The organism is Ruegeria sp. CE6 (assembly GCF_056537485.1).
Window position 1 is genome coordinate 346,998 of the sequence record NZ_JBQFRR010000003.1, and the last position, 26,167, is coordinate 373,164.

General features: G+C 58.2%; 27 protein-coding genes. 14 read left to right on the top strand and 13 right to left on the bottom strand.

What is annotated here, in order from left to right; translation table 11 throughout:
* Positions 1 to 21: 21 nt before the first annotated feature.
* Positions 22 to 1,068, bottom strand: a complete 1,047-nt coding sequence (locus ACR0DK_RS15685; RefSeq protein ID WP_039523195.1) for a rod shape-determining protein — start codon at positions 1,066 to 1,068, stop codon at positions 22 to 24.
* Positions 1,069 to 1,222: 154 nt separating this feature from the next.
* Between ACR0DK_RS15685 and ACR0DK_RS15690 the strand changes: the two genes are divergently transcribed.
* Positions 1,223 to 2,008, top strand: coding sequence for a 23S rRNA (adenine(2030)-N(6))-methyltransferase RlmJ (locus tag ACR0DK_RS15690; protein WP_170408295.1), 786 nt, complete (start codon positions 1,223 to 1,225; stop codon positions 2,006 to 2,008).
* Between the two features lie 172 nt (positions 2,009 to 2,180).
* On the opposite strand, the gene ACR0DK_RS15695 is transcribed toward ACR0DK_RS15690, so the two are convergent.
* Both ACR0DK_RS15695 and ACR0DK_RS15700 read right to left on the bottom strand, forming a co-directional pair.
* Positions 2,181 to 3,752, bottom strand: a complete 1,572-nt coding sequence (locus tag ACR0DK_RS15695) for a 2-isopropylmalate synthase (RefSeq protein WP_480736986.1) — start codon at positions 3,750 to 3,752, stop codon at positions 2,181 to 2,183.
* Between the two features lie 80 nt (positions 3,753 to 3,832).
* Positions 3,833 to 4,048: a hypothetical protein gene (locus ACR0DK_RS15700; RefSeq protein ID WP_170423793.1), complete on the bottom strand. Its 216-nt coding sequence runs from the start codon at positions 4,046 to 4,048 to the stop codon at positions 3,833 to 3,835.
* Between ACR0DK_RS15700 and ACR0DK_RS15705 the strand changes: the two genes are divergently transcribed.
* A complete protein-coding gene (locus tag ACR0DK_RS15705; protein ID WP_170514164.1) occupies positions 4,029 to 4,694 on the top strand; it encodes an SDR family NAD(P)-dependent oxidoreductase in 666 nt (221 codons plus the stop codon). The genes ACR0DK_RS15700 and ACR0DK_RS15705 overlap by 20 nt on opposite strands.
* Before the next feature lie 7 nt (positions 4,695 to 4,701).
* Here ACR0DK_RS15705 and ACR0DK_RS15710 read toward each other — a convergent pair whose 3' ends face one another.
* Positions 4,702 to 6,207, bottom strand: a complete 1,506-nt coding sequence (locus tag ACR0DK_RS15710) for an MORN repeat-containing protein (RefSeq protein WP_480736989.1) — start codon at positions 6,205 to 6,207, stop codon at positions 4,702 to 4,704.
* Positions 6,208 to 6,348: 141 nt separating this feature from the next.
* On the opposite strand from ACR0DK_RS15710, the gene ACR0DK_RS15715 reads away from it, so the two are divergent.
* The 3 genes from ACR0DK_RS15715 (at position 6,349) to ACR0DK_RS15725 (ending at position 10,048) form a co-directional block, all read left to right on the top strand.
* Entirely contained in the window at positions 6,349 to 8,007 is a 1,659-nt protein-coding gene (locus ACR0DK_RS15715; RefSeq protein WP_170818624.1) for an NAD+ synthase, read from the top strand.
* Positions 8,008 to 8,225: 218 nt separating this feature from the next.
* Positions 8,226 to 8,567 carry a hypothetical protein gene (locus tag ACR0DK_RS15720; RefSeq protein ID WP_170423801.1) on the top strand — a complete coding sequence of 114 codons (342 nt, stop codon included), beginning with the start codon at positions 8,226 to 8,228 and terminating at the stop codon, positions 8,565 to 8,567.
* Between the two features lie 149 nt (positions 8,568 to 8,716).
* Positions 8,717 to 10,048 carry an NAD(P)/FAD-dependent oxidoreductase gene (locus tag ACR0DK_RS15725; protein ID WP_480736991.1) on the top strand — a complete coding sequence of 444 codons (1,332 nt, stop codon included), beginning with the start codon at positions 8,717 to 8,719 and terminating at the stop codon, positions 10,046 to 10,048.
* A gap of 3 nt (positions 10,049 to 10,051) precedes the next feature.
* Here the strand turns inward: ACR0DK_RS15725 and ACR0DK_RS15730 are convergent, their stop codons facing one another.
* Entirely contained in the window at positions 10,052 to 10,984 is a 933-nt protein-coding gene (locus ACR0DK_RS15730) for an MBL fold metallo-hydrolase (protein ID WP_170395914.1), read from the bottom strand.
* 212 nt (positions 10,985 to 11,196) lie between these two features.
* Between ACR0DK_RS15730 and ACR0DK_RS15735 the strand changes: the two genes are divergently transcribed.
* Entirely contained in the window at positions 11,197 to 11,535 is a 339-nt protein-coding gene (locus ACR0DK_RS15735; RefSeq protein ID WP_480437718.1) for a DUF1801 domain-containing protein, read from the top strand.
* A 60-nt stretch (positions 11,536 to 11,595) separates the two neighbouring features.
* Positions 11,596 to 12,921 (top strand): glutamate--tRNA ligase, encoded by a 1,326-nt coding sequence (gene gltX, locus ACR0DK_RS15740; RefSeq protein WP_170395918.1) that lies wholly within the window; start codon positions 11,596 to 11,598, stop codon positions 12,919 to 12,921.
* A 15-nt stretch (positions 12,922 to 12,936) separates the two neighbouring features.
* Here gltX and ACR0DK_RS15745 read toward each other — a convergent pair whose 3' ends face one another.
* Positions 12,937 to 13,548, bottom strand: a complete 612-nt coding sequence (locus ACR0DK_RS15745) for a gamma-glutamylcyclotransferase family protein (protein WP_480736994.1) — start codon at positions 13,546 to 13,548, stop codon at positions 12,937 to 12,939.
* Between the two features lie 94 nt (positions 13,549 to 13,642).
* Here ACR0DK_RS15745 and ACR0DK_RS15750 point away from each other — a divergent pair, with 94 nt between their 5' ends.
* Positions 13,643 to 14,089, top strand: a complete 447-nt coding sequence (locus ACR0DK_RS15750) for an RrF2 family transcriptional regulator (protein WP_170395922.1) — start codon at positions 13,643 to 13,645, stop codon at positions 14,087 to 14,089.
* Positions 14,090 to 14,091: 2 nt separating this feature from the next.
* On the opposite strand, the gene ACR0DK_RS15755 is transcribed toward ACR0DK_RS15750, so the two are convergent.
* Positions 14,092 to 16,620: an ABC transporter permease gene (locus tag ACR0DK_RS15755; RefSeq protein WP_480736997.1), complete on the bottom strand. Its 2,529-nt coding sequence runs from the start codon at positions 16,618 to 16,620 to the stop codon at positions 14,092 to 14,094.
* Positions 16,617 to 17,312 carry an ATP-binding cassette domain-containing protein gene (locus ACR0DK_RS15760; protein WP_170395925.1) on the bottom strand — a complete coding sequence of 232 codons (696 nt, stop codon included), beginning with the start codon at positions 17,310 to 17,312 and terminating at the stop codon, positions 16,617 to 16,619. The genes ACR0DK_RS15755 and ACR0DK_RS15760 overlap by 4 nt, the downstream gene beginning before the upstream one ends.
* 69 nt (positions 17,313 to 17,381) lie before the next feature.
* On the opposite strand from ACR0DK_RS15760, the gene ACR0DK_RS15765 reads away from it, so the two are divergent.
* Positions 17,382 to 18,002, top strand: coding sequence for an arylesterase (locus ACR0DK_RS15765; RefSeq protein ID WP_223117571.1), 621 nt, complete (start codon positions 17,382 to 17,384; stop codon positions 18,000 to 18,002).
* 9 nt (positions 18,003 to 18,011) lie between these two features.
* Positions 18,012 to 18,626 (top strand): SOS response-associated peptidase, encoded by a 615-nt coding sequence (locus ACR0DK_RS15770; RefSeq protein ID WP_170423818.1) that lies wholly within the window; start codon positions 18,012 to 18,014, stop codon positions 18,624 to 18,626.
* On the opposite strand, the gene ACR0DK_RS15775 is transcribed toward ACR0DK_RS15770, so the two are convergent.
* Entirely contained in the window at positions 18,623 to 19,177 is a 555-nt protein-coding gene (locus tag ACR0DK_RS15775; protein WP_170395928.1) for a L,D-transpeptidase, read from the bottom strand. The genes ACR0DK_RS15770 and ACR0DK_RS15775 overlap by 4 nt on opposite strands.
* Positions 19,178 to 19,344: 167 nt before the next feature.
* On the bottom strand, positions 19,345 to 19,551 hold the full coding sequence (locus ACR0DK_RS15780) for a cold-shock protein (RefSeq protein WP_010442474.1): 207 nt from the start codon (positions 19,549 to 19,551) through the stop codon (positions 19,345 to 19,347).
* Positions 19,552 to 19,878: 327 nt separating this feature from the next.
* Here ACR0DK_RS15780 and ACR0DK_RS15785 point away from each other — a divergent pair, with 327 nt between their 5' ends.
* Positions 19,879 to 20,427 (top strand): REP-associated tyrosine transposase, encoded by a 549-nt coding sequence (locus ACR0DK_RS15785; RefSeq protein ID WP_480737003.1) that lies wholly within the window; start codon positions 19,879 to 19,881, stop codon positions 20,425 to 20,427.
* Between the two features lie 217 nt (positions 20,428 to 20,644).
* Here the strand turns inward: ACR0DK_RS15785 and ACR0DK_RS15790 are convergent, their stop codons facing one another.
* A complete protein-coding gene (locus tag ACR0DK_RS15790) occupies positions 20,645 to 21,220 on the bottom strand; it encodes a hypothetical protein (protein WP_480737005.1) in 576 nt (191 codons plus the stop codon).
* Positions 21,221 to 21,223: 3 nt separating this feature from the next.
* Positions 21,224 to 22,891: an energy-dependent translational throttle protein EttA gene (ettA, locus tag ACR0DK_RS15795; RefSeq protein WP_010442471.1), complete on the bottom strand. Its 1,668-nt coding sequence runs from the start codon at positions 22,889 to 22,891 to the stop codon at positions 21,224 to 21,226.
* A 138-nt stretch (positions 22,892 to 23,029) separates the two neighbouring features.
* On the opposite strand from ettA, the gene ACR0DK_RS15800 reads away from it, so the two are divergent.
* The 3 genes from ACR0DK_RS15800 (at position 23,030) to dacB (ending at position 25,699) form a co-directional block, all read left to right on the top strand.
* Positions 23,030 to 23,500, top strand: a complete 471-nt coding sequence (locus tag ACR0DK_RS15800) for an MOSC domain-containing protein (RefSeq protein ID WP_480737007.1) — start codon at positions 23,030 to 23,032, stop codon at positions 23,498 to 23,500.
* A gap of 32 nt (positions 23,501 to 23,532) precedes the next feature.
* The gene (locus ACR0DK_RS15805) at positions 23,533 to 24,153 is read left to right on the top strand and encodes a nicotinate-nucleotide adenylyltransferase (protein WP_480737009.1); all 621 of its coding nucleotides are present in this window, start codon (positions 23,533 to 23,535) and stop codon (positions 24,151 to 24,153) included.
* A 67-nt stretch (positions 24,154 to 24,220) separates the two neighbouring features.
* Complete coding sequence (gene dacB / locus ACR0DK_RS15810; RefSeq protein ID WP_480737011.1) at positions 24,221 to 25,699, top strand: D-alanyl-D-alanine carboxypeptidase/D-alanyl-D-alanine endopeptidase; 1,479 nt, start codon at positions 24,221 to 24,223, stop codon at positions 25,697 to 25,699.
* Here the strand turns inward: dacB and ACR0DK_RS15815 are convergent.
* On the bottom strand, positions 25,696 to 26,118 hold the full coding sequence (locus ACR0DK_RS15815; protein WP_170395941.1) for a tellurite resistance TerB family protein: 423 nt from the start codon (positions 26,116 to 26,118) through the stop codon (positions 25,696 to 25,698). The two genes, dacB and ACR0DK_RS15815, sit on opposite strands and share 4 nt — an antisense overlap.
* Positions 26,119 to 26,167: the final 49 nt, after the last annotated feature.

Below are 26,167 nucleotides of genomic sequence, written 5' to 3' on the forward strand. Positions count from 1 at the left end.
CACCCCATAAGGGTGCGCGCCTTAGCTTTCGTAGTCAATCGCGTGGCGCAGTTGTTTTTCGTATTCGAGTGCTTTGCCCGTGCCCAAAGCCACACAATTCAGGCTTTCATCAGCAATAGAAACTGCCAAACCGGTTTGCTCGCGCAGCGCCAGATCCAGATCACCCAGCAGCGCACCGCCACCGGTCAGCATCACGCCCCGGTCCACGATGTCCGCCGCCAGATCGGGCGGCGTGGTTTCCAGCGCGGTCATCACCGCCTCGCAAATCTGCTGCACGGGTTCAGACAGCGCTTCGGCCACCTGAGCCTGGCTGATCTCGATTTCCTTGGGCACACCGTTCAGCAGGTCGCGACCCCGGATATGCATCGACTGGCCACGGCCATCGTCCGGCATCCGTGCGGTACCGATGGTGGTCTTGATCCGTTCCGCAGTTGATTCACCCACCAGCAGGTTCTGTTGACGCCGCAGATACGATATGATCGCTTCATCCATCCGGTCGCCACCAACGCGGACCGAGCGGGCATAGACGATATCGCCCAGCGACAGAACCGCAACCTCGGTGGTCCCGCCGCCGATATCGACAACCATGTTGCCGGTCGGATCGGTTATCGGCATCCCCGCGCCAATCGCAGCCGCAATTGGTTCGGCAATCAGGCCCGCGCGGCGCGCGCCTGCGGACAGAACCGACTGGCGGATTGCGCGTTTTTCAACCGGGGTTGCGCCATGAGGGACGCAAACGATGATCTTGGGTTTCGAGAATGTCGAGCGTTTATGCACCTTGCGGATAAAATGCTTGATCATCTCTTCGGCGGTGTCGAAGTCCGCGATGACACCCTCGCGCATCGGACGGATGGCTTCAATGGAGCCCGGGGTCCGGCCCAACATCAGCTTGGCGTCCTCGCCAACAGCAAGGACTTTCTTGACCCCATCCTTGACGTGGTAGGCAACGACCGAGGGCTCAGACAGGATCACTCCGCGCCCTTTGACATAAACCAGCGTGTTCGCTGTTCCAAGGTCGATAGCCATGTCCGCTGTGAACAGGCCGCCCAGATTGCCAAAGATGCCCATATTTCCCTGATCCCGTTTGTCAGAATTTCCACTGCCCGCGACTCGACGGTTCCGGGACGGATGCCTTATAGGGTGCCAACTCGCCCGGTTAAAGGGCTGATTCCGCGACAATCAGCACCTTTCCGCCTTATTGATGGAGACTTTAGAAGGCATAATGCTCTCATATCAACACATTTACCACGCAGGAAATCTGGCTGATGTACAAAAGCACGCTTTATTGGCGTGGACGCTGCGTTATTTGACCCAAAAGGACAAACCCCTCAGCTATATCGAAACGCACTCCGGGCGTGGACTATATCACCTTGACGCGGCTGAGGCGGTTCGAACGGGTGAAGCTGTCGCCGGGATCGGGCGCGTCAGGCGCGAAGGTTGGTTTGATTCCGATCATCCAATGGCGCGGGTGCTGGATACCATACAGGCCAGTCACGGCGTGCAAGCGTATCCCGGTTCACCTCTGATTGCGGCCAACCTGCTGCGAAAACAGGATAGCCTGCATTTCGCCGAGCTGCATCCGCAGGAACATACGGCACTTTCACTGGCGCTGTCTCCTTTCGGGGCGAAGGTCTATCGGCAGGATGGGTTTGAGTTGGCCCAATCGTTGCTGCCTCCGACCCCGAGGCGGGGCATGATGCTGATCGATCCCAGTTATGAAGTGAAAGCCGAGTATGACCGTTTGCCTGGGGTGATCGCGAAGCTGCACCGCAAATGGAATGTGGGTGTGATCGCACTTTGGTATCCAATCCTGACGGATGCACGTCACAAGGCTATGATTTCGTCTCTGAAATCCGCTGGATATCCCAAAACGATTTGCCATGAGGCCACGTTCCCTCCGGCGCGGGAAGGTCATCGCATGGTCGGATCAGGTATGTTCATGTTGAATGCACCCTTCGGGATCGAAGACGAAACGCGCCGCTTGTCGGAGCTGTTCGCTCAGCTTTGATAAGCAAGAATTACACAGGAAAAGCTCCCGTCCGGTTTGCCCGCATCAACGATGCCGTCAAACGCGTTGGGCCCGGCAGCGCGCCAGTGGCGCGCTGCCGGGCCCAAAACCCAAGAAGGGTCGGCGAAGCCGGGCCGCCGCGGGCGCGGGAGCCATTCGCCTTACCCTTCGATCAGGTCAGGTCTTTGTAGCTGATCTCGCGTGTATCTGCCCCCGGACCGGCCTTTTCACGACGCATGATCAGGCGGTTCAGCGCGTGGATATAGGCTTTGGCCGACGCAACCACCGTATCTGTATTTGCAGACTGACCGGTGGCGATCATACCATCCTCTTCCAGACGGACCGAAACCGTGGCTTGCGCGTCCGTACCTTCGGTTACCGCATGCACCTGATACAGTTGCAGCCGCGCAGTGTTGGGATAGATCGCCCGGATCGCCCGGAAGGTTGCGTCGACTGGGCCGTCACCGTTTTCCGTGGCGATCCTGTCTGCACCCTCTATCTCCAGTTCGACCGTCGCTTCGGCCTGACCTCCGGTACCGCAGGTCACTTTCATCGACACCAGCTGAAGATGATCGTCCGCTTCGTCGTCGACGCTCATTAACGCGATGAGGTCATCGTCAAAGACTTCTTTCTTGCGGTCGGCCAGATCCTTGAAGCGCACAAAAATGTCTTTGAGCTGGTTGTCACCAACCTCATACCCGAGCGTTTCGAGCTTATCGCGCAGTGCAGCGCGGCCCGAATGCTTGCCCAGCGGCAAAGAGGTGCCAGAGAGCCCAATGTCTTCAGGGCGCATGATCTCGAAGTTTTCGCGGTTCTTCAGCATGCCATCCTGATGGATGCCGCTTTCATGGGCAAATGCGTTCTTTCCAACGATGGCCTTGTTGAACTGCACCGGAAATCCGGCCACGGTCGCGACCCGGCGCGAAATATGCATGATCTTGGTGGTGTCGATGCCAGTATGCCACGGCATGATGTCGTTGCGTGTGCGCAACGCCATCACAACTTCTTCCAGCGCGGTGTTGCCTGCGCGTTCACCCAACCCGTTTATGGTGCATTCGATCTGACGCGCACCACCTGCGACCGCTGCCAGAGAGTTCGCTGTCGCCATGCCAAGGTCGTTGTGGCAGTGGGTGGCAAAGATTACCTCATCCGCGCCGGGAACCGTCTCGATCAGGCGCTTGATCAGATCTGCAGACTCGACCGGGGCAGTATAACCGACAGTATCGGGGATATTGATCGTGGTGGCGCCAGCCTTGATTGCAATCTCGATCACACGGCACAAATAATCCCATTCGGTCCGGGTCGCATCCATCGGCGACCACTGCACGTTTTCGCAAAGGTTGCGCGCGTGGCTGACCGTTTCGTGGATCTTGTCGGCCATCTCGTCTTGCGTCAGATTTGGTATCGCCCGGTGCAGCGGAGAGGTGCCTATGAAGGTGTGAATACGGTTCTTCTCGGCGTTTTTCACGGCCTCCCAACATCGGTCGATATCGGCGAAATTGGCGCGGGCCAGACCACAGATGCGGCTGTTCTTCGACCGCTCGGCAATCTCGGACACCGCTTTGAAGTCGCCTTCCGATGCAATGGGGAATCCGGCTTCGATGATGTCGACGCCCATCTCATCCAGAAGCTCGGCAATTTCGAGCTTTTCGTTGTGGGTCATGGTCGCGCCGGGGCTCTGCTCGCCGTCGCGCAAGGTGGTGTCGAAGATCACGACGCGGTCTTGGTCGGTCACGTTTGTCATGGGGTTCTCTTTCTTCTTCTGTCCTAAAGCCTCTTGGCGCGCGGGCGTCCTCCTCTGAGCGGGCGCGCCGGATGGCACGCTCAGAGGCGGATTAGGATCAGTAGACCGCGCAGCAACGCGCCGCTGGGTGCGGCGTTTGCAAAAGCGATATCTGCGCGGTTGATCATGGGGATCAGCTTATACAGGGCGCGCGGCGAATGAAAAGCGGGAAATTTACGGGGGAACAAAATTGACGGTGGAGTTGAAGCGATGAAGCTTTCGGCTAACTTCTCGAGCATGAAAACTGCATTAATCATCGGAGCTTCTGGCGGTATCGGGCGCGCTTTGAACGATCACCTGACAACGGATGGTGTCAAAGTCACCCGACTGGCCAGATCAACGGATGGGTTTGACCTGACTGACCCGGATGGCGCAGAGCGTATGCTGGCGTCCCTTTCTGATCCGTTTGATCTGATCATGGTGGCCTCAGGGGCGCTTGAGATTAACGGTATGGGTCCGGAAAAATCTATGCGCACCTTGTCCGCGAAGGCGATGATGGACCAGTTCGCGCTGAACGCAGTTGGTCCGGCCTTGGTGTTAAAGCACGTGCACCGCCTGCTGCCACGCGACCGCAGATCGGTGATCGCCGTGCTGTCGGCCCGAGTTGGTTCAATCGGGGACAACCGGCTGGGTGGGTGGGTCAGTTATCGTGCGGCCAAGGCGGCTGTCAATCAGATAGTACATACGGCTGCCATCGAATTGGCGCGCACGCACAAACAGGCCGTTTGTGTCGCTTTGCACCCCGGAACAGTCAAAACGGCCTTTACCGAAAAGTACCTTGCCCGCCACCCGGCTGTTGAACCCAATGAGGCCGCAGCCAATCTGCTGTCCGTCATCAATGGACTCACCCCAGCTGACTCGGGCAGTTTTTACGATTGGGCTGGTAAGCGCGTGCCTTGGTAGGGCTGATTTAGCCGTCGTTTATATCCGGGTCTGTCGCGTCAGGGGCGGGCGCGTCGGGGCTAGAGTCTGGCTCAGTGGTTTCAGCACCCGCAGCGGGGGTTTCGGGGGCAGTCTCTGTTTCGGTCGCCAGCGTGTCATTTTCCCAGACGCCGGTCTCAACCTCGCCGCCCGCGAAACGCATCGTGCCGTCACCATGGCGTTTGTTTTCCAGGAAATTGCCCTCATAGACATCCCCGGTCTCATAGGTGGCGGTTCCAAAGCCAGTGATCTTGCCGTCGGCCCAGTCGCCTGTGTAGCTGTACCCGCCCGGTCGGGTCAGTGTTCCCTTGCCGTGACGCTTGCCATTCAGAAAATCGCCTTCGTAAATGATCCCGTCCGGAAACGTAGCCTTGCCCTTACCCTGCCGGACGCCGTCTTCCCAATCGCCATCATAGCGATAGCCATTTGCAAAGGTCAGAATACCTTTGCCGTCGAAGCGCGCGTTTTTGAACTGGCCCGTATAAGCCGTTCCGTTGGGATAGGTTGCCGTGCCGGTGCCCTCAAAAATCCCGGCGATCCAGTTGCCGTCGTAAACTGATCCGTCGGGGTATGTCGTTTGCCCCTTGCCATGAGGCAGGTCATCCAGAAAGTCGCCGATATAGACCGAACCATCGGGATAGAGCATCTCACCCAGGCCCTCAATCTGGCCCTTTTGCCAGGCACCTGTGTACGCAAACCCGTCGCTGCCCTTGTAGGTGCCCTGACCATGGCGCTGGTCGTCAGAATAGTCGCCTTCATAGGTCGCACCGTTGGCATAGATGGACTTGCCTTTGCCCTGTCGGCGATTTTCGACCATTTCGCCTTCGTAGACATCTCCGTTTGGTTGAACCAAACGGCCTGTTCCGGCCATCTGGTCGTTGGCCCAGGACCCAGCATAAGTCATGCCGTCGACCCAGACCTGACTGCCCTGACCATGCCGTTGCCCGCCATTCAAGTCGCCCTCATAGGTACTTCCATCGGCGTAGGTGATCTTGGCGCTGCCGGTTTTCTGGCCGTTTACCCAGTCGCCCTCATAAACCGAGCCATCCGGGCCGGTCAGCACGCCGTGACCGTGATATCTGGCGTCCTTGAAGCCGCCCTCGTATCGCGAGCCGTTGGAATATGTCGCGATACCGGTACCGTTTATCGTGCCGTTGGCCCACTCGCCCTCATAGGACTGGCCATCAGAATAGACGATTTTGCCGCGCCCTTCTGGTTGGCCCTTGGTGAATGTCCCTTCATAGACAGAGCCATTGGCGTAGCGCGCGGTGCCTTGTCCTTGAATCTCGCCCTCGACCCATTGACCGGAATATTCAAAACCGTTCGGCAGGCGGTAAGTGCCGGTACCATGGCGCAGCCCGTTTTCGAACGTGCCCTCGTAGACACCTCCGACATCATCATCAGCGATGACAATCTGACCGTCCTGTTGGGCGATAGCAAAAGACGCCAGCATTGTAAGCGTTGCAGCGGTAAGGGATGTGCGGATCGCTTTCATTTTTGTACCTGCCTGCGGTGTTTGTGTTGGCGCAAAACTAAGATACCGCCGAGGGCAGAGCAACGGCTTTTGGCGCATTTGCCTTTCACTCGCGGTGTGATCTGCTAAATCCCTGAAAGACATGAGGGCAAGAGGGCAAAAATGGCCGATCGTTTCCGCATCACTCTGGCGCAATTGAACCCAACGGTTGGGGATATCGACGGTAATGCCGCCAAGGCTGCTGCAGCCTGGCAGCAAGGGCGCGCGGCGCAGGCTGATCTTGTGGCGCTGCCCGAGATGTTCATAACCGGCTACAATACCCAGGATCTGGTGATGAAGCCCGCGTTTCATCGGGCCGCGATGAATGCGGTGCAGGCGTTGGCTGAAGACTGTGCCGACGGCCCGGCGTTGGCCATCGGCGGTCCTTGGGTTGAAGATGGGAAGCTTTATAACGCCTACCTGATCCTCAAAGGTGGGCGGATTGTCAGCAAAGTTCTTAAACATCATTTGCCCAATGAGACCGTCTTTGATGAAGTACGCCTTTATGACGCGGGTCCTATGGGCGGCCCTTATGCGGTTGGAAATGTCCGTATTGGTAGCCCGATTTGCGAGGATGGCTGGCACGAGGATGTCGCCGAGACACTGGAAGAAACCGGGGCCGAGTTTCTGCTGATCCCCAACGGCTCGCCCTATTTTCGAAACAAATACGATATCCGGTTGAACCACATGGTGGCTCGCACGGTCGAAACGGGTCTGCCGGTAATCTACCTGAACATGGTCGGCGGGCAGGATGATCAGGTTTTCGACGGTGCTACGTTTGGATTGAACCCGGGTGGAGAGCTTGCGTTCCGCATGCCCGTCTTCGATGAGGCCGTCAGCCATATCGATCTGTCGCGCCAAGATGACGGATGGCGTATTGTGGCTGGTGAAGTCGTGCCGCAACCCGACGAATGGGAGCAGGATTATCGCGCGATGGTGCAATCTCTGCGCGATTACATGGGTAAGACGGGGTTTGGCAAAGCTGTGCTGGGGTTGTCGGGTGGCGTCGACTCGGCGCTGGTGGCCGCAATAGCCGTGGATGCGATCGGTGCGGAAAATGTACGCTGCGTAATGCTGCCTTCGGAATATACAAGCCAAAGTTCTTTGGATGATGCCGAAGCCGTCGCCAAGGCGCTGGGCGTGCACTACGACTTTGTGCCGATCTCTGAGGGACGCGCAGCGGTAACCAACACTTTGGCTCCGCTTTTTGCGGGGCTGAATGAGGACCTGACCGAAGAAAATGTCCAGTCTCGCCTGCGCGGTCTTCTGCTAATGGCGATTTCGAACAAGTTTGGCGAGATGCTGCTGACCACCGGCAACAAGTCCGAGGTCGCAGTTGGCTACGCCACTATCTATGGTGACATGAACGGTGGCTATAACCCGATCAAAGATCTGTACAAAACTCGCGTGTTCGAGACCTGCCGCTGGCGCAACGCCAATCATCGCGACTGGATGATGGGTCCCGAGGGTGAGGTCATACGCCCTTCGGTGATCGACAAGCCGCCAAGTGCTGAATTGCGTGAAGACCAGAAAGACAGCGACAGCCTGCCGGACTACCCCGTTCTCGATGCGATTCTTGATATTTTGGTGGATCAGGATGGCTCAATCGCCGACTGCGTTGCAGCCGGATTTGATGAGGCCGAGGCCCGGCGGGTCGAACATCTGATTTACATTAGTGAATACAAGCGCTTCCAGTCCGCGCCTGGCACACGGTTGTCGCCGCGGGCCTTCTGGCTGGATCGCCGCTATCCGATTGTAAATCGCTGGCGGGATAGAACGTAAGCACCGCTCTGGTTGAAGAATTTACCATTGTTTCGAAAGTGCATGGTAATGCGGATTTCTGCGGCAGTTTGTTTATCCATTTCAGCCAGTTGTGCGGTGAAAAGACTATGTTTCGCTTGTACGCGCGTCCTTTTTTTGCCACATTTACGACAGGGGTTCGCCTCATATGGGGCGGATGTGACGCAATCCGGTAGGTTGGCCTGCCATTTTCAGAGCCGATGACCGGGATTGTGGAACTGGGAAAAGGCATCCGTGTTTGGGATGTCAGTAAAGGTATTGGTGGTCAAATGACGAATGGATACGATAAGCCGCTTCATTCTCCGTTGCAGTTGAAGCCCATGGAATCAGCGCCGCGCAAGTTGGATGAACAGGCGCTGGATGCTGCGATTGCAGACATTATGAGCCAGGAAGAGCCGACGCCCGACGCGTTGGCAGGCCCGGTTCCGTTGCGATCGGAATTTCCGGTGTTGCAGCCACAGGAATCGCTTGCATCAAAGTCCGATCCCAAGCTCAGCACGGTACTGCGCCAGAAATGGGCGCAACTTTCCGGGGCGGCGTAATCTGAACGCATCTGCGCGGCTTAATTCGCCGCGCATTGGCCAATTGGCCACAGGTTCCGGCAATTGCCCGGGACCAATCGTTTTCTACATTGCCAGTGAAATCGCCTTCAGGCTGGATGTCGCTCCGATGAACGAGCACCGAGCGGTTAATGCCAGGCCCCACACCGACACCCGTCGAATCTGATCTCACACTTCCCAAACACGTAGATGTTGTCGTCATAGGTGGTGGAATCATCGGGGCTTCGGCAGCCTTCGAGCTTGCTGAGCGAGGTGTTTCCGTTCTGTTGTGCGAGAAAGGCCGGATTGCGGGCGAGCAAAGCTCGCGCAATTGGGGCTGGGTGCGCCTTGGGACACGTGATCCGCGCGAGATCCCCCTGATGCAAGAGGCGCTTAGAATCTGGCAAGGGCTGGATGCGCGATTGGGACGCGCCACAGGCTATGTTCAATCAGGAATCGTGTTTGGCGCGTCTGGCGCACGAGACGATGAAAACCTGACGCGATGGCTGGACCATGTTGAAGGGCTGCAAACAGGTGCTCGCATGGTATCCGGCCCTAAACTGGACGGGTTGCTGTCGGATAACAGTATGAAACTGCGCTCAGCGCTTTACATGCCGCAGGACGGGCGCGCCGAGCCGCAATGGGCGGCCCCCGCAATCGCCGAGGCGGCGCGCGACCGTGGTGCCGCGATCATGACGCAATGCGCGGTGCGAAGTGTCGATGTTGCTGCGGGCCGGATCGCAGGTGTTTTCACCGAACGCGGCCGCGTAAGGTGTAGTCAAGTCGTACTTGCAGGCGGAGCCTGGTCTCGGCTGTTTGCTGGGAACGCTGGAATCGCTCTGCCACAGCTCAAAGTGCTCAATACGGTCATGCGGACTTCTCCGGTTGCAGCAGGGCCAGAGGTGTCGCTTTGGAGTGATGATTTTGCCATTCGAAAGCGCTCGGACGGGGGATACACTATAGCTTCGGGTCACGAGAATACAGTGGATATCGTTCCTGACAGTTTCCGACTCGGGTTGCAGTTTCTGCCCGCATTCCGGCAAGAGTGGCGGTCCTTAAGGTTTCGCTTTTCGAGACGCTGGATGGTCGAGGCGAATGAGGATCGAAGCTGGCTGCCGACCGATGTGACACCGTTTGAACATTGCCGAGTACTCGACCCGGAACCTTCCCAGAAAGTGTTGCGAAGGGCGTGGGCCAACGCCCGCAAGGCGTTGCCTGCGCTTGATAGTGCGGAGATCGTGCAAAGCTGGGCCGGCCTGATCGATGTGACCCCGGATGCGATCCCGGTCATCTCGAAAGTGGACGCGGTGCTGGGCCTGCATATTGCCACCGGTTTCTCTGGCCACGGTTTTGGCATCGGTCCTGCCGCAGGTCGATTAGTGGCGGACCTTGTTACGGAAAGCACGCCTTGCGTTGATCCGACCGCCTTTCGCCTGCCCCGTTTCACGGATGGGTCAAAAGTGCGGCCGGATGCTGGTTTTTAGCTCCTAGCCCATCATTTGATAGCTGACCGGCACGAACCGGAACCCGTCGCCACGGGATTCGACATACCCAGCGGCTGGGAAAGGCATGTGATAGCCGATCATAGGCACTTTGTCCGCAGCCAGCATGCCCAGCACATTCCTGCGCGATTCCGTGGCAGCGGCTTTGTCCATGTCGAATCGCACTTCCCATTCAGGATGTGCAAAAGACCAGACATAGTGATTTGCAAGATCCGCCGTCAGGACCAGACGCTGACCGTTGCTTTCTAGGTGATAGACCATATGGCCCGGAGTATGCCCAAACGCTGCCATACCGGTGACGCCGGATGCGACTTCACCACCATCCCCGATAAAAGTCATCTTCTCTGCCATCGGGGTGACTTTGGCTGCAACCATATCACCCACTCGGTTGCCCGCGTCTTGCGCTGACCAAAAGTCGTATTCGGGTGCTGCTGTTACATAACGCGCATTGGCAAAAGTTGCGGCATCATTGGTTGTCATACCACCGATATGATCGGGATGCATGTGGGTAATGACCACCACATCGATCTGATCAGGCGTTACGCCGGCGTCGGCCAACGCGGCCTGAATTCCACCTTGGCCAAGCCCAGTATCAAACAGGATCATCTCGGACCCCGTATTAACCAGCGTTGGTGTGAAGAAGAACTGTGCAACATCTGGCGAGATGAAGTTGTCAGCCGATACACGGGCGAAATCTTCATCCGAGGCGCCGCCGCCGAAAATGTCTTGCGCACCATCACGAGGCAGGCTGCCATCCAACAAGGTGGTGACGGTGAAATCGCCCAGTTGAAACGATTTTGCTATTGTAGAGTTGGCTTTGGTTTCGGTACCCGCGGCCAGAACAGGCGAAGTAGCTGCCGCAAGCGGCAGAGCCGCAACCGTTCCAAGCGCCGCCCGGCGAGTCAATCTGATGGTCATGGTCGTTCTCCCTGTCAGAGCATGTTTGACTGAATTAGGTCAGTCTGGGCCTGTGGCCATACTATGGCACTGTTATATGGGCTGCGCGGTTGAACATTACGTGTTAATTTTTGTTCATGCCGCGATCTGCGAATAAAACCGTACCCACCGAGCAAAACGTTGCTGATTTTCTGGCGAGTATTCAGCCGACCCGCAAGGCGGAGGAGGCGCACGTGCTGGACAGGCTGTTTCGTGAAACCACAGGTTATGCGCCAGTAATGTGGGGGCCGTCGATCATTGGCTATGGTCGATATCACTATCGCTATGCGTCAGGGCGCGAGGGCGACTTTCTCGCAACTGGGTTCTCTCCGCGCAAGGCGGCGCATTCCATCTATATCATGCCCGGGTATGCTGACTTCGGAGATGTCTTATCAAGACTGGGCAAGCACAAGCTGGGTAAATCCTGCCTCTATATGAATAAGCTACCGGATATCGATCTCGACGTGCTTAGTGAACTCATCAAAGCCGGGCTCGAACGCTTAGATGGCATTTGGCCGGTTGAGCCAACCTGAAAGCCCCTGCTGGACAAAAACGCGCCCATGTGAGATGAGCCGCGCCAACAGGAGACTTCCATGACCACGACCCGTTTTGCCCCGTCGCCCACCGGTTACATCCATGTGGGCAACCTGCGCACCGCCCTGATGAACTATTTGATCGCCCGCAAAGCCGGCGGTACGTTCATCTTGCGTATCGATGACACCGATCCTGAGCGGTCGAAGGAAGAATATGTCGACGCGATCAAGCAGGATCTGGAGTGGTTGGGCCTGCATTGGGACCGGGTTGAGCGACAGTCGGAGCGTCTGGACCGCTACGCCGAGGCCGCCGACAAGCTGCGCGAGATGGGCCGGTTTTATGAGGCGTTCGAAACGCCGACCGAGCTGGACCTGAAGCGCAAGAAACAGCTGAACATGGGCAAGCCGCCGGTCTATGATCGTGCGGCGTTGAATCTGTCGGATGCCGAGAAAGAAGCCCTGCGTGCCGAACGCGGCAACGGCGTCTGGCGGTTCAAGCTGAACCACGAGCGGATCGAATGGAACGATGGCATTCTGGGCGATATCTCGATTGATGCGGCCTCGGTCTCTGATCCGGTGCTGATCCGAGGAGATGGTCAGGTTCTCTACACGATAGCCTCTGTGGTCGATGACACCGAAATGGGCGTAACCGATGTCGTGCGCGGCTCGGACCATGTCACCAACACCGCAACGCAGATTCAGATCATCGAGGCCTTGGGCGGGACCTGTCCGCGTTTTGCGCACCACTCGTTGCTGACTGGCCCGCAGGGAGAGGCGTTGTCGAAACGCTTGGGCACTCTGGCCTTGCGCGATCTGCGAGAGCAGGGTGTGCAGCCAATGGCCTTACTGAGTCTGATGGCGCGTCTGGGGTCGTCAGATCCGGTTGAGCTGCGCTCGGATATGGCAGAGTTGATCGACGGCTTTGATGTTACACGCTTCGGTGCAGCCCCAACCAAGTTCGACGTGCAGGACCTGTTCCCGCTGACTGCGAAGCATCTACAATCGCTGCCGCTGACCGATGTGGCCGATGCCGTTGCTAAAGCAGGTGTACCTGCTGAACTGGCCGAGCCTTTCTGGACCATGGCGCGCGAAAACATCACCACGCTGAGCGATCTCGAGGGATGGTGGGAATTGTGTCGTGATGGGGCCGAACCCCTGATCGCTGACGAGGACCGTGAGTTCATCGCTCAGGCTGTCTCATTGCTGCCCGAAGGCCCATTCGATGGGGAAACTTGGGGCACATGGACCAAGGCCGTGAAAGAGGCCACAGGCCGCAAGGGCAAAGGCCTGTTCATGCCGCTGCGCAAAGCGCTAACGGGGATGGAGCGCGGGCCCGAAATGGCGACCTTGCTGCCGCTGTTGCAGGTGATCCGCGCTCGCGGCTGACTTCAGGGTCAGTGCTTAGAATACGAAGGAGGTAGGTAAATCACCTGCCTTTCTTTGTTCTCCGGGTCGCAAAACTTGCGCCGAAACGCGTTGCAGGCGGTCATCCACGAATTCGGTCTCGGCCTGCTTCAATTGTTGGTGACGGGGATAACGGGGCTCGGCGCGGTCGTTCAAAATCGGAGCATCCCAACCATCGGTTGTTGCAAAGAAGCGATCGGCGCCCTCTGGTCCAAAAGCCCGCAGATACCCTTGCACGACAACATCAATATAGCTGAGCAATAGGGGATGGTGATTGCTGGGCGCGGTGTGTCGATCATGCGGGACTGCGTAGACAGCGATTTCCACCTCTTGCGTCAGAGTGTGCGTGACCGACCGTGTGGCTGGAACGCGGTCATAAGCCCATTCTCTTTCATCCAACGCGGCCCAGTCGTTTTTAGGAACATGGGCGATCATACCATCGATCTCGGAATCAGCATCCGGCACAGCGGTCAAAAACGCCACCGGGCGCAGATCCGTGTGCCGCCATGCGCGTCGCCAACCTTTCAGTCGCGCTGGGCGCGGGTCGGGGAAATCATGCGTCGACAGGTTCACGAGGCTGCCATAGCCGAAGAAATAAGGGTCTGCCATGCGGGTCGCGTCCTTCTTTGACGATTGATGTATGTCAAACAGTCTTTTTACGAGACATGCAATAAAGCTTCACCTTGAGATTCGGGAGGCCCTAATGCGGATTACCAAACGGACGAATATCGCGGTGCGTGTTTTGATGTATTGCGCCGCACATCAGGAACGGCTGGTCACGAAGGCCGAGATCGCCGATGTCTGTAATATTTCAGAAAACCATCTGGCACAGGTGATCAACCAACTGAGCCAGCTAGACTATCTCAGCACACAACGCGGCCGCAATGGCGGCATGACGCTGGCACGCCCGGCGGATCAGATCCGGGTCGGGTCCGTGTTTCGCCATGTCGAAGGCGGGTTGCCGATTGCCGAGTGTTTTGCGGATGCTGACAACACCTGCCCACTGACCGATGCCTGCCGCCTCCGGTTGGCGCTGCAAGATGCGGCTGAGGTGTTTTATGCGTCGCTGGACGAAATCACGCTCGATGCGTTGGTTTGCGACAATGACCAATTGCTGAAAATATTGCAGCCTGTCGCTTGTATGCGCTGAACTCAGTCGCTGGCGCGCAGTATACGCGCAGGGCGTACTGAAAGCGGGCGCAGGGCAAAGACCATCCCCGCGCCTAAGGTAACGCCAACACCGGCGATGACGATCCCAAGCGCGGATGGCCAGATGACCGCGAACTCTGTGTCGAATATATAAGTAGCCACGGCCCAACCGCCCAGAATTCCGGTCAGCAAAGCAACGCAACCTGCGGCTGCTCCCAAAAGGATTGCCCGCAGGGCAAAGCTGCGCAATATGCGCCCACGGTTGGCACCCAGAGTCTTGAGGATCGCTGCCTCGTACCTACGCGCCGGTTCGCCCGCTGCCGCCGCACCGACCAACACTAAAAACCCGGTCAACAGAGAAACCCCTGCGCCATATGACGTGGCTGCTGCAAGCCCTGCCAGCAGGCCTGATACCCGGTCGATGGCGTCTCTGACCCGGACTGCCGTGATGTTGGGGAATTGACTGGCCAAATCACGCAGAATGGCGGCCTCGGCCTGTTCTTCGGCATAGACGGTAGCGATGAAGCTATGCGGGGCACCAGCCAAGGCAGAGGGGTTCATCGACATGACAAAACCCATTCCTGCAGTGGAGAAATCAACTTCGCGCAGCGATGTGAGTTCAGCTGTGATATCGCGGCCCAGGATATTAACGGTCAACTCATCGCCAAGTTTCAGGCCCATCTCGTCGGCCTCTTCTGCGGCAAAGCTGACTTGCGGTGGGCCGCTGTAGTCCTCTGGCCACCAAACCCCGTCAGTCACGCGGGCATTCCGTGGGGGGCGGGCAGAGTAGGTTACGCCTCGGTCGCCGTCCAGAACCCAGTGATCGCCTGCAATCTCGCGCGCGGGTCGGCCATTGATTTTGGTAATGATCCCACGCAGCATCGGAGCGCTTTCTACCCGACTGACGGCAGGGTCGGTGTCGAGACGTTCGCTGAACCCGGGCATCTGATCCTTCTGGATATCGACGAAGAAATACGAGGGTGCGACCTCAGGCAAGTTGCCCGAAATCGCATTGCGTAGCGTGCCGTCGATCTGCCCCACCGCCGCAAGGACCGAAAGGCCGAGCCCAAGGGACAGGACCACCGATGCTGCGCCTTCGCGTGGGTCAGAGATGGCGGACAACGCCCACCGCAGGGCTGGACGCCCTCTGGCCCAAGGAGCGCCCGCGCGGGCCAATTTGCGAATGGCAAAGGCAGAAAGGGTCAGCAAAGTGAGTGCCCCCGCCAGACCTGCGCTTGTCCAGAGAGTCAACCGGGTTGAACCGCTGAACCAAGCGGCGGCTCCGATCAGTACGGCCAGGCCAATTGCAGTCGCAATTACATAAATCAAGCGCGGGAAGCTGCTTGCCGAAGTCAGCGCATCCCGGAACAATGTTGCCGCACGCACCTCCTCGGTTCTGGCCAGAGGCCAAAGCGTAAACAGGAACGCGGTTAGCACACCATAAAGTGCGGCCTCGAACAGGGGCTGCGGATATAGCGAGAATACAGCAGGGATCGGCAGTTGGGTTTCGATAACCGGTGCCAGCAGCATTGGAAGCGCCGCGCCCAGGGTCAAACCCATGACGATACCAACGCCTGAAAGAACGGCGATCTGGATCATGTATGTCTGAAAGATTGTGGCCCGATCAGCGCCCAAAGTCCGCAATGTCGCAATGGTTTCCGTTTTCTGGGATAGATAGGCGCGCACGGCAGCCGATACTCCGATCCCCCCAACCGCCAATCCGGATAGACCAACCAGCACCAGAAACGCGCTGAGGCGCCCTACAAACTCGGATATCCCCGGCGCACCATTGCGGGCATCAGTCCAGCGCATGCCGGTTCCCTCGAAGGCCTGCCTGGCCTGCTGCGACAGCGCCTCCAACTCGACGGTTTGCGGCAAGTTCATCCTGTATTTGGTGGAAAACAAAGTACCCGGAGCCAGCAGGCCCGATGATTGCAAATCCTCGGTTCGAACCAAGGTGCGCGGTCCCAGCGAGAACCCATCTGCCGCACCATCCGGTTCGTGTTCCAGCGAGGCCATCAAAACGAACCTCTGCGTACCGAGATCAAATTGGTCCCCAATCGCAAGGTTCAGGCGGTCAATCAGGGACGGAGCCATCACGGCGCCGGGCAGCCCATCGGCGCCCGCCAAGGCCTCGGGCAAAGAAACTGCGGGTTCCAGAGCCACCGATCCCAACAACGGATAGGCCCCGTCCACGGCCTTCACCTGAGTTAACGCCCGTTGCGCGCCTGCGCCATCACCCGTGACGGCCATGGACCTGAAATCGACGACCTCCGACACTGCTTGCGCGGTGTCCGCCATCCAGTCACGTTCCTCATCGTTTGCAAAGCGATAGGTGAACTCCAGCTGGGCATCGCCGCCTAAGAGCGACGCGCCCTCTTGTTGCAATCCGGTCTGAATGGCTTGGCGCACCATGCCAACCGCAGCAATTGCTGCAACACCCAAAGCTAGGCAGGCCAGAAACACCCGAAACCCGCGCAACCCACCGCGCAGTTCGCGCCGGGCCAGGCGACCGGCCAGTCGCAGGCTCATTCGGCGGCCTCACGCTGGGATTCCTCGGCGATACGCCCATCGCGCAAGCGCACAACGCGGTCGCATTTCTGAGCCAGTGTATGGCTGTGCGTGACCAGAACCAGAGTTGCCCCGTGACGGTCCCGCAGTCCGAATAACAGATCAATGATTGCTGAACCGTTGGTTTCATCCAGATTTCCCGTTGGTTCATCCGCCAGTAATATATGCGGGCGCGGGGCCGAAGCGCGGGCCAGCGCCACACGCTGTTGCTCGCCGCCTGACAACTGCGCCGGGTAGTGATCGATACGATGTGAAAGGCCCACGGCCTCCAACTCGGCCGCGGCGCGCTGGAATGCATCTTTGTGTCCCGCGAGTTCTAACGGGGTCGCCACGTTCTCAAGCGCGGTCATCGTCGGAATCAAGTGGAAATTCTGAAACACTACGCCCATGGCATCTCTTCTGAACCGTGCCAGCGCATCCTCGCTCATTTTCGTCAAATCTTGGCCCAATGCGGTAACGCGTCCACCAGTTGCCTGTTCTAAGCCGCCCATTAGCATCAGTAGCGAAGACTTTCCGGAACCAGAGGGACCGATCAGCCCCAGAGTTTCACCCTTGCTCACAGTCAAAGTGATGTCGTGCAGGATATCCACTCTTCCGGCATTGCCATCCAGCGATAATGCGGCATCTTGGAGGGTGAGAACGGGTGTCGTCATCGATCAGGCCATCAAGAGGGGTACAGTCCATTGGGATATGGCGCGATACAGAAGCTGCGCAAGGGTTTGATGTCAGGCGTGTTCATCTGTTGCGGATTTGCCGCGACGGCTGAGCCGGTGGTGATTGCGGCGCTCGGAGATTCCCTGACACAAGGATATGGACTTCCGCAACAAGACGGGTTTGTGCCGCAACTGCAACGCTGGTTGCAGGAGGAAGGGGCGGATATTCAGCTTATCAACGCCGGTGTTTCCGGGGATACGACCGCAGGAGGAGCCTCCCGCGTTGATTGGACTCTGACGCCAGAGGTCGATGGCATGATTGTAGCCCTCGGCGGCAATGATCTGTTACGCGGTATCGATCCGGATGTGTCGCGCGCCAATCTTGAGGCAATCCTGAACACCGCTGAAGCTGCGAATGTCGAAGTTCTGCTGATCGGCATGCAAGCCCCCGGGAACTATGGGATGGATTACAAGCAAAGTTTCGATGCCATGTATCCGGAACTGGCGCAGCAGTATGGCGCGATCTATGCGGAAAGCTTCTTTGACGGGCTCACGACCGAGGGCGATCCTGCAGTCGCGCGCCAGTTCATGCAATCTGATGGCATCCATCCAAATGCCCAAGGCGTTGCGCTGATCGTTGACGCGCTAGGACCTTTTGTACTGGCTTTAGCGGAGCGCGCTGCCGATTAGGAGGGTCCTATGCCAGGCCGGTTTTTTCTCACACGACCAATTGGCGAGATTGCTAAGTTCCTGAACGTGAAAGATAACGTAGGGCCTCAACCCCCGCGCAGGAACATTCAACCGGGTCAGGAGGTGACGGTATTGACCGGTGAAGGCTTGAAGATGATGCGTTGGGGGATGATCCCGGTCGGCAGGGTCAATGCGCGCGGACGTCCGGTGATGGAGACCATTATCAACGCTCGCTCTGAAACGGTTTTTGACAAAAGCGCATTCGAAGGTGTTGGGCGCGCAGTTATACCAGTTGATGGCTGGTACGAGTGGACCGGAGAGAAACGGCGCAAAACTGCATGGCGTATCGCAGCGAAGGATGGCATTCCGCTATTATTTGCTGCAATTACGGATTGTTGGGAGGCCCCTGGTGGGCAGCGTGTGGATCAGGTCGCCGCAGTCACCTGCGAGCCAAATGCCGATGTAAAGCCGATCCACCACCGTATGGGTGTGTTGCTGGGGTCGCAGGATGTGGATTGCTGGTTACATGGATCCGAAGAAGAGGCGCAGAAGCTGATGCGCCCATGGCCAGAAGGTCGCCTGAGGATTGAACAAGCCGACGATGTGGATTGGTCGGCGGCTTAGACCACGGTCACCACGGTTCCAATCGGCACCCGGTTGTACAGATCGATTACATGCTCATTCAGCATCCGTATGCAGCCGTTCGAGGCCGCGCGACCGATGGTTTGCGGTTGTGTGGTGCCATGGATGCGGAAATAGGTGTCGACTCCGTTTTGGAACAGATACAAAGCGCGCGCGCCCAGTGGATTATCGCTCCCTCCCGGTTGGACATAGTCGTTGTCCTTAAACCGACCATAGGCCACCGGGTCGCGTTCGATCATCTCATCGGTCGGTCGCCAGGTGGGCCATTCCTTCTTGACGTCGATAGTTGCGGTTCCTGTAAACTCCAGTCCGGCTTTGCCGACGCCGCAGCCATAGCGGATCGCTTTGCGGGGTTCGGTTATGTAATAAAGGTAGAAGGAACGGGGAACGACCAGCAGCTGACCGGGTAGGAATTGCTTTTTGACCCGCACGAATTGTGGCGTGGGATCATACTCGACCGCTTTCTTGGCGCTGACAACGCCCGGAAGCAGGCTGACGGCAGTACCGGCCAGAAATACGCGGCGTGTGAACATGGTGACATCCCTCAAATGACCAAAGAAATCATAACGCTAGTTTTGAAATGATAGCGGATTTGGTCAATCACCGGGGAGGAATAACCCGATTGTGATGTATTCCCTATGCCACACACGGGGCGCGGGCATAGCGGAGAGGGCGGGAAAAATCCCGCCCTTTGAATGGCTTAGGCCAGTTCGATATTGTCGGCGCTTTCGCGGCCGTCACGACCAGCGCGCAGCTCGTACGTGACCTTCTGGTTGTCGGCCAGACCGGTGAGGCCCGAACGCTCGACAGCCGAGATGTGTACGAAGATGTCTTTGCCGCCATCTTCAGGTGCGATAAAGCCGTAGCCTTTGGTGGTGTTGAACCATTTTACGGTGCCTGCGGGCATATCCGTTGTCTCCTGTTTAGTGCTGCCCACGTGGATGCGGCAGCCCGGCGTCGTTGTCTGTATCGATAGACTGAGCGCCGTAGAAGGAGACAGTAGGTCGAAATAGAAAAACGTAAGCCTCTTGGATATGGCATCGGTCAGACGGTGTGGCAAGGGCGGATTGTATGGATTGTACAAGGGTTTGAGGCGGAATCGTCCGTCTTGTACAAAAATCCGCCGATGGGTTTGGTTATTAGTTGGCAGAGCTTTGATAAGGTCCGGTTATTTATCTGGCGCGTCGGAGTGGCATTCAGAATCCGTTAACCCTCGTCATGATCAAGTTACAGCATGAGCGATTATCGACGCGTCTGCATTCCCGGGGCCAAGTATTTTTTCACCGTGTCTTTGGCCGACCGGTCGTCGGATTTGTTAGTGCGAGAGGTGGCGCATTTGCGGGCCGCCTTTGCGGTGACCCAGAGGGAGCGGCCGTTCTGGTGCGATGCGTTTGTTGTGTTGCCGGATCATTTGCACGCGGTGTGGACCTTGCCGCCGGGGGATGCGGATTATTCGACACGGTGGGGTGCGATTAAGGCGCGGTTTACGCGTGGGGTGAAGGCGTCGGGAGTGGTGGGGTGGAACCCCACCCTACGCACAGATTCGGAAATTGCGAAAGGGGATGCCGGGATTTGGCAGCGCCGGTTTTGGGAGCACACCATTCGGGACGAACAGGATTACCGCAATCATATGGCGTATTGTTGGCGGAATCCGGTGAAGCACGGGTTGGTCGATCGCCCGACCGATTGGCCGTATTCGTCAATCCATCGCGATATTCGTGCGGGTCGGGTTGATCCGGAGTGGTGCGGTGTGGTCACAGAGGGACCGTTCGGAGAGCCGTAGGATGGGGTTTCACCCCATCATTTGAGAGGTTGGAGTTTGCAAGTGGTTTTGTGCGCGGGAACAGATCGTGCGGGTTTTCGGGTAGGGTCGTTGAGTGAGTGATGGGGTGAAACCCCATCCTACGCTTGCTCGGAACTGAGCGGAGAGATGATCGAGCGCGCGTTCCGATAGCCATAGAATAGAAATCCGCATTTTGTAGGCCGGGCTGCAGCCCGGCCTACTTGCTATCATCATCGCTGGCAAAAGGTTCGTCAGGGTTCCAGAGTATAGCGCCAAAAGAGCCAAAATCTCCAGCTAACAAACCGTGTCTCACCATGATCCTTGAAAAAACACTGTTGGCGTAGCCAACGTGGCGAGCAACGTATCGAGTGTATTCGGAAAACTGTTCTAAACCATAACCGAATCGAGCCCAATCTCCGGGAAGCGGGGTTTGATCCATGAACCGATGGACAAAATCGTTCCTGAGATTGGTGATTGCTCGAAGGTAATTGATGTCTCTACCTTCGATGCCGCTTTTTTCAAGTACTGTAACTAAGCGCCCAAGCGTCGATTGAGAAGCCACTCGATGTTTTTCGAGAAACAAGTCGGCTCGTTCGATCTCCGCTTGGTTCAGGCTTTTGAGCAATTGGGCCCTTGATGAGGCCACTAAAGTAGTAACGAGGTCTTCGAAGGTGCAGATTGCGCAAAATGCACTACCAATGCACGCCAATGCTAGTATGTTGTCGCGTGCATCAGGATCATTGTTCATTTCTCTCAAAATGAAATCTCGATCTTCTTTCGCGGAGAAAATCACCAGTTACCGCGCAAACTTCTTATGCTTCAACCGCTTGGGCTCCAGCGCGTCCGGTCCCAGTCGGCGTTTTTTGTCTTCTTCGTAATCCTCGAAGTTGCCCTCGAACCATTCCACATGGGCGTCGCCCTCGAAGGCCAGAATATGCGTGCAAATCCGGTCAAGGAAGAAGCGGTCGTGGGAGATCACCACGGCGCAGCCAGCGAAATCGACCAGCGCGTCTTCCAGTGCGCGCAGGGTTTCAACGTCAAGGTCGTTGGTCGGTTCGTCGAGCAGCAGGACGTTGCCGCCCTCTTTCAGCAGGCGGGCCATGTGGACGCGGTTGCGCTCACCGCCCGACAGCAGCGAGACCTTTTTCTGCTGGTCGCCGCCCTTGAAATTGAACGACGAGCAATAGGCGCGGGAATTGACCTGCGCGTCGCCCAGTTGGATGATCTCGGCGCCGCCGGTGATCGCCTCCCACACGGTGTCGTTGTCTTTCAGGTCGTCGCGGGACTGGTCGACATAGGACAGCTCGACCGTGTCGCCCAGCGTGATGGTGCCGCTGTCGGGCTGTTCCTGACCGGTGAGCATCTTGAACAGGGTCGATTTACCCGCACCGTTGGGGCCGATGACGCCGACGATGCCGCCGGGTGGCAGGGCAAAGTCCAGCCCTTCGATCAGTTGCTTGTCGCCCATGTGTTTTGACAGGCCCTCGACCTCGATCACCTTGCCACCAAGGCGCTGGCCATTGGGGATGACGATCTGGGCGCGGGTCAGCTTTTCGCGTTCGGACTGTTCGGCCAGCTCGTTATAGGCGTTGATCCGGGCCTTGGATTTGGCCTGACGGGCCTTTTGGCCCTGACGCATCCACTCCAACTCGCGTTGCAGGGTTTTCTGCTTGGACTTGTCCTCACGGGCTTCCTGCTCCAGCCGTTTGGCTTTTTGTTCCAGCCATGCGGAATAGTTGCCCTCGTACGGAATGCCGCGGCCGCGGTCGAGTTCGAGGATCCAGCCTGTGATGTCATCCAGGAAATAACGGTCGTGGGTGACGATCAGGATGGTGCCTTTGTAGTCGATCAGGTGCTGTTGCAGCCACGCGATGGTCTCGGCGTCCAGGTGGTTGGTCGGTTCGTCGAGCAGCAGCATGTCGGGCGCTTCCAGCAGCAGCTTGCAAAGCGCCACACGGCGTTTCTCACCGCCCGAAAGGTTGGCGATGTTTGCATCGTCTGGCGGGCAGCGCAGCGCTTCCATCGAGACATCGATCTGACTGTCGAGGTCCCACAGGTTTTCCGCGTCGATCGCGTCCTGCAGGGTGGTCATTTCCTCCATCAGCTCATCCGAGTAGTTCTCGGCGATCTCCATGGCGATTTCGTTGAAGCGGTCGACCTTGGCCTTTTTCGCGGCCACGCCCAGCATGACGTTTTCGCGGACGGTCAGCGATTCATCCAGCTGAGGTTCCTGCGGCAGATAGCCGACCTTGGCGCCCTCGGCCGCCCATGCCTCACCGGTGAAGTCCGTGTCGAGGCCCGCCATGATCTTCATCAGCGTCGATTTACCTGCGCCGTTGACGCCGACGACACCGATTTTCACGCCGGGCAGAAAGCTGAGGTGGATGTTTTCAAAGCACTTTTTGCCACCGGGATAGGTCTTGGAGACACCCTGCATGTGGTAGACATATTGATAGGCGGCCATGTCGCGTCCTCTGGGTCGGGGAAATTGAGTTGGAACGCTGGATATCCGAGGCGAGCGGGCGGGGCAAGCTAGTGGTTTTGTGATTTTTGTATGGTCGTTTGATGCGCTAGAACCGACACGACAAGGAGTGGTGGGGTTTTGGCAGAACTTGCAGAACTGATTGCTGGTTGGGCGCAGCCGGGACGGGTGACATGGATCGGTTTACGTCCCGGCCGCAGAGCGGAAATGGATGGGCGCAACGATGTTTGGGTCTCAGCCGATGGGCTCGACGGCGACCGCAGCCGGGCGGGCAAGCGGGTGGTGACTTTGATCCAGCAGGAACATCTGGCGGCGATTGGCTCTTATCTGGGGCAGGGATCGGTTATGCCTGAGATCCTGCGGCGCAATCTGGTGGTTTCTGGGATCAATCTGGCGGCGCTTAAGGGGCGTGAGGTGCAAGTGGGAGAGGCCATTTTACGCTTTACCGTGATCTGCGCTCCATGCAGTCGGATGGAGGAGGCGTTGGGCAAAGGCGGCTATTCTGCTGTGCGGGGGCATGGGGGTTGGTGTGCCGAAGTAGTGCAGCCGGGGCAAGTCAGGCTTGGCGATGTGGTGCAGCCGATTGATTGACAACACCTCTCAGTTCTGAACATCAGCAGAGGATGGAACGCAGTACCATTCCATATGCGGGGGCCGGGCAGGTCGTGGGGTTGTTCGGAGGGTCATTTGATCCTCCGCATCAAGGTCATGTGCATGTGACGCGTGAGGCGATGAAGGCGTTTGGGCTGGATCGGGTGTGGTGGCTGGTGTCTCCGGGGAACCCTCTTAAGGAGCGGGGGCCTGCGCCTTTGGCCCGGCGGATGGCGGCGGCGCTGGATGTGATGCAGCATCCGCGCGTTGAGGTCACGGATATCGAGGCTCTGACGGGCACGCGGGCGACGGCAGACACTCTGGCAGCGCTGCGGAGGCTTTATCCTCAGGTTCGGTTCGTCTGGCTGATGGGCGCGGACAATCTGGCGCAGTTTCACCGCTGGAAGGACTGGCGGCAGATCATGGACAGCGTGCCTGTGGGCGTTGTGGCGCGGCCGGGGGATCGGATCTCGGCGCGGATGTCTCCGGCGGCTCGGCTTTATGCCAAGTACCGTATCGACGGGCAGGCGCGGCATTTGCTGGGGCGGGCGGATGCTCCGGCGTGGTGTTTTGTGAACGTGCCGATGGTTGACGTCAGTTCGACCGAGTTGCGCAATCGCGGGAATTGGAGCGATGGGGTGTTGCCCGAATGACTCCACTTGGCGCATAATCTTAATCAAGTGATTGTCTGCATTTAAGCTCTGGGATTCTAATAGACCCATGGTCGATCGAATTTCGCGTCGTTTGTTTCTGGGTGGATTAGGGGCGTCTCTGGTTCCGGGCGCAGGTCTGGCCGAGGCGCCTTCGGTGTCTCTGCGCCCTGTGCTGCGTGGCCCGCAGCCCAGCGGGGCCGAGCGACTGGTTCAGGCAGCGGGGCTGAAGGGCGAGGTTGTTTTCGCCGTGGCCGACGTGGAAACCGGAACGCCGCTGGAGGTGTTCGGCGAGGGCCAAAGCCTACCACCAGCCAGCGTCGCCAAGGCGCTGACCGCGCTTTATGCGCTGGATGTGCTGGGTCCGGAGTATCGGTTCGAAACGCGCTTGATCGCGGATGGACCGGTAGAGAATGGCATTCTGAAAGGCGACCTGATCCTTGCGGGTGGCGGTGATCCGCTGCTGGATACAGACGCGCTGGCCACAATGGCAGCCAATCTGCGCAAGGCCGGGATCACCGAGGTGAAGGGCGCGTTCAAGGTCTATGATGGTGCGCTGCCCTACGTCTTCAGCATTGATCCGGGGCAGCCGGATCATCTGGGCTATAGCCCGTCGATCAGCGGGATTTCCCTGAATTTCAACCGTGTGCATTTCGAGTGGAAACGCGAGGGCACCGGCTATGACGTGACCATGGATGCGCGCAGCGCAAGTTACAGGCCGTCGGTGGATATGGCATCAATGCGGGTCGAGAACCGCAGCCTGCCGATCTACACCTATCAGCCAAGCGCGCGGCAGGATCGCTGGACCGTGGCCAAAGGCGCGCTAGGCAATGGCGGGGCACGCTGGCTGCCGGTACGCAAGCCTGCGCTTTATGCCGGAGATGTGTTCCGCACGCTGGCACGCGTGAATGGGATCGTGCTGGGCCGGGTGCAGGTGACGCGGCAAGCACCGCAAGGGACCGAACTGGTGGTGCATCAGAGCGATCCGTTGGAAAGCATCCTGAAGGGGATGCTGAGATATTCGACCAATATAACCGCCGAAATGGTGGGTTTGGCGGCCACCAAGGCGCGCGGGGTTGCGCCGCAGAGCCTTGAGGACTCGGCCGCAGAAATGAACCTGTGGGCGGCAGAGCGTTTTGGCGCAGATGGGATCGCGATGGTCGATCATTCCGGACTTAGCGGTTCCTCACGTATGGCCCCCTTCAGTCTGGTCAATACGCTGGTGGCGGCGGGGCAATCAGAGGAGCTGCGGCCGTTGCTTCGGTCCTTCACGCTGGCCGACAAAAATGGGCAGCCGGTCAAGGATCATCCGATCAAGGTCGACGCAAAGACGGGGACGTTGAACTTCGTCTCGGGTCTTGGCGGTTATATGACAACGGCAGATGGGGTGGATCTGGCGTTTGCGATCTTCACCGCCGATACCGCGCACCGTGCCACGATCCCGCGTGCATCGCGCGAGCGCCCGGACGGCGCGCGGGCCTGGAACCGACGGTCCCGCAAATTGCAACGCAATCTGATTGAGCGTTGGGGTGCGCTCTACGGTAGCTAGGTTGTATGCCGCGCCCGTGCCCCGCGTTCGATAGCGGCAGCGTGCAGGCGGTCGATGCTGAGCTCGTACCGGATTTCTTCCAGCAGACGCAGTTCGGTTTCGGCCAGAGTGCCGTCAGCGGCGGCGACATCACAGGCCAGCGCGTAGGCGGTTTCGTTCAGGCGTTCGGGCAGGTTGTCACGGATCAGTCCGAACAGGGCATCCAGCCCGTCAACCTGCTCAAACAAATCAAACACGATCTGCGAGACGCGGCGGGTTCGGTCGATGTCGTAGCCTGCAAACACCGGCAGCATGTTGACCGCGCCTTCAATCTTGACCAGCTCTGCAGTTCGGATGTTCTCGTCCGAGGCGGAAATCGCCACCATGATCGCCACAAGGCAATCCTGCGGGGACATCGGATGTGGGGTTTGCTCGGTCATGGTGTCGTCCTGAATGAAACGTTTGTTGCCGCACGATAGGAGCGGGTGC

Coding starts and splice junctions, on each gene's coding strand:
- ACR0DK_RS15685 (WP_039523195.1), bottom strand. CDS start 1,068: ATGGGCATCTTTGGCAATCTGGGCGGCCTGTTCACAGCGGACATGGCT.
- ACR0DK_RS15690 (WP_170408295.1), top strand. CDS start 1,223: ATGCTCTCATATCAACACATTTACCACGCAGGAAATCTGGCTGATGTA.
- ACR0DK_RS15695 (WP_480736986.1), bottom strand. CDS start 3,752: ATGACAAACGTGACCGACCAAGACCGCGTCGTGATCTTCGACACCACC.
- ACR0DK_RS15705 (WP_170514164.1), top strand. CDS start 4,029: ATGAAAACTGCATTAATCATCGGAGCTTCTGGCGGTATCGGGCGCGCT.
- ACR0DK_RS15700 (WP_170423793.1), bottom strand. CDS start 4,048: ATGATTAATGCAGTTTTCATGCTCGAGAAGTTAGCCGAAAGCTTCATC.
- ACR0DK_RS15710 (WP_480736989.1), bottom strand. CDS start 6,207: ATGAAAGCGATCCGCACATCCCTTACCGCTGCAACGCTTACAATGCTG.
- ACR0DK_RS15715 (WP_170818624.1), top strand. CDS start 6,349: ATGGCCGATCGTTTCCGCATCACTCTGGCGCAATTGAACCCAACGGTT.
- ACR0DK_RS15720 (WP_170423801.1), top strand. CDS start 8,226: ATGACCGGGATTGTGGAACTGGGAAAAGGCATCCGTGTTTGGGATGTC.
- ACR0DK_RS15725 (WP_480736991.1), top strand. CDS start 8,717: ATGCCAGGCCCCACACCGACACCCGTCGAATCTGATCTCACACTTCCC.
- ACR0DK_RS15730 (WP_170395914.1), bottom strand. CDS start 10,984: ATGACCATCAGATTGACTCGCCGGGCGGCGCTTGGAACGGTTGCGGCT.
- gltX (WP_170395918.1), top strand. CDS start 11,596: ATGACCACGACCCGTTTTGCCCCGTCGCCCACCGGTTACATCCATGTG.
- ACR0DK_RS15745 (WP_480736994.1), bottom strand. CDS start 13,548: ATGGCAGACCCTTATTTCTTCGGCTATGGCAGCCTCGTGAACCTGTCG.
- ACR0DK_RS15750 (WP_170395922.1), top strand. CDS start 13,643: ATGCGGATTACCAAACGGACGAATATCGCGGTGCGTGTTTTGATGTAT.
- ACR0DK_RS15755 (WP_480736997.1), bottom strand. CDS start 16,620: ATGAGCCTGCGACTGGCCGGTCGCCTGGCCCGGCGCGAACTGCGCGGT.
- ACR0DK_RS15760 (WP_170395925.1), bottom strand. CDS start 17,312: ATGACGACACCCGTTCTCACCCTCCAAGATGCCGCATTATCGCTGGAT.
- ACR0DK_RS15765 (WP_223117571.1), top strand. CDS start 17,382: ATGTCAGGCGTGTTCATCTGTTGCGGATTTGCCGCGACGGCTGAGCCG.
- ACR0DK_RS15770 (WP_170423818.1), top strand. CDS start 18,012: ATGCCAGGCCGGTTTTTTCTCACACGACCAATTGGCGAGATTGCTAAG.
- ACR0DK_RS15775 (WP_170395928.1), bottom strand. CDS start 19,177: ATGTTCACACGCCGCGTATTTCTGGCCGGTACTGCCGTCAGCCTGCTT.
- ACR0DK_RS15780 (WP_010442474.1), bottom strand. CDS start 19,551: ATGCCCGCAGGCACCGTAAAATGGTTCAACACCACCAAAGGCTACGGC.
- ACR0DK_RS15785 (WP_480737003.1), top strand. CDS start 19,879: ATGAGCGATTATCGACGCGTCTGCATTCCCGGGGCCAAGTATTTTTTC.
- ettA (WP_010442471.1), bottom strand. CDS start 22,891: ATGGCCGCCTATCAATATGTCTACCACATGCAGGGTGTCTCCAAGACC.
- ACR0DK_RS15805 (WP_480737009.1), top strand. CDS start 23,533: ATGGAACGCAGTACCATTCCATATGCGGGGGCCGGGCAGGTCGTGGGG.
- dacB (WP_480737011.1), top strand. CDS start 24,221: ATGGTCGATCGAATTTCGCGTCGTTTGTTTCTGGGTGGATTAGGGGCG.
- ACR0DK_RS15815 (WP_170395941.1), bottom strand. CDS start 26,118: ATGACCGAGCAAACCCCACATCCGATGTCCCCGCAGGATTGCCTTGTG.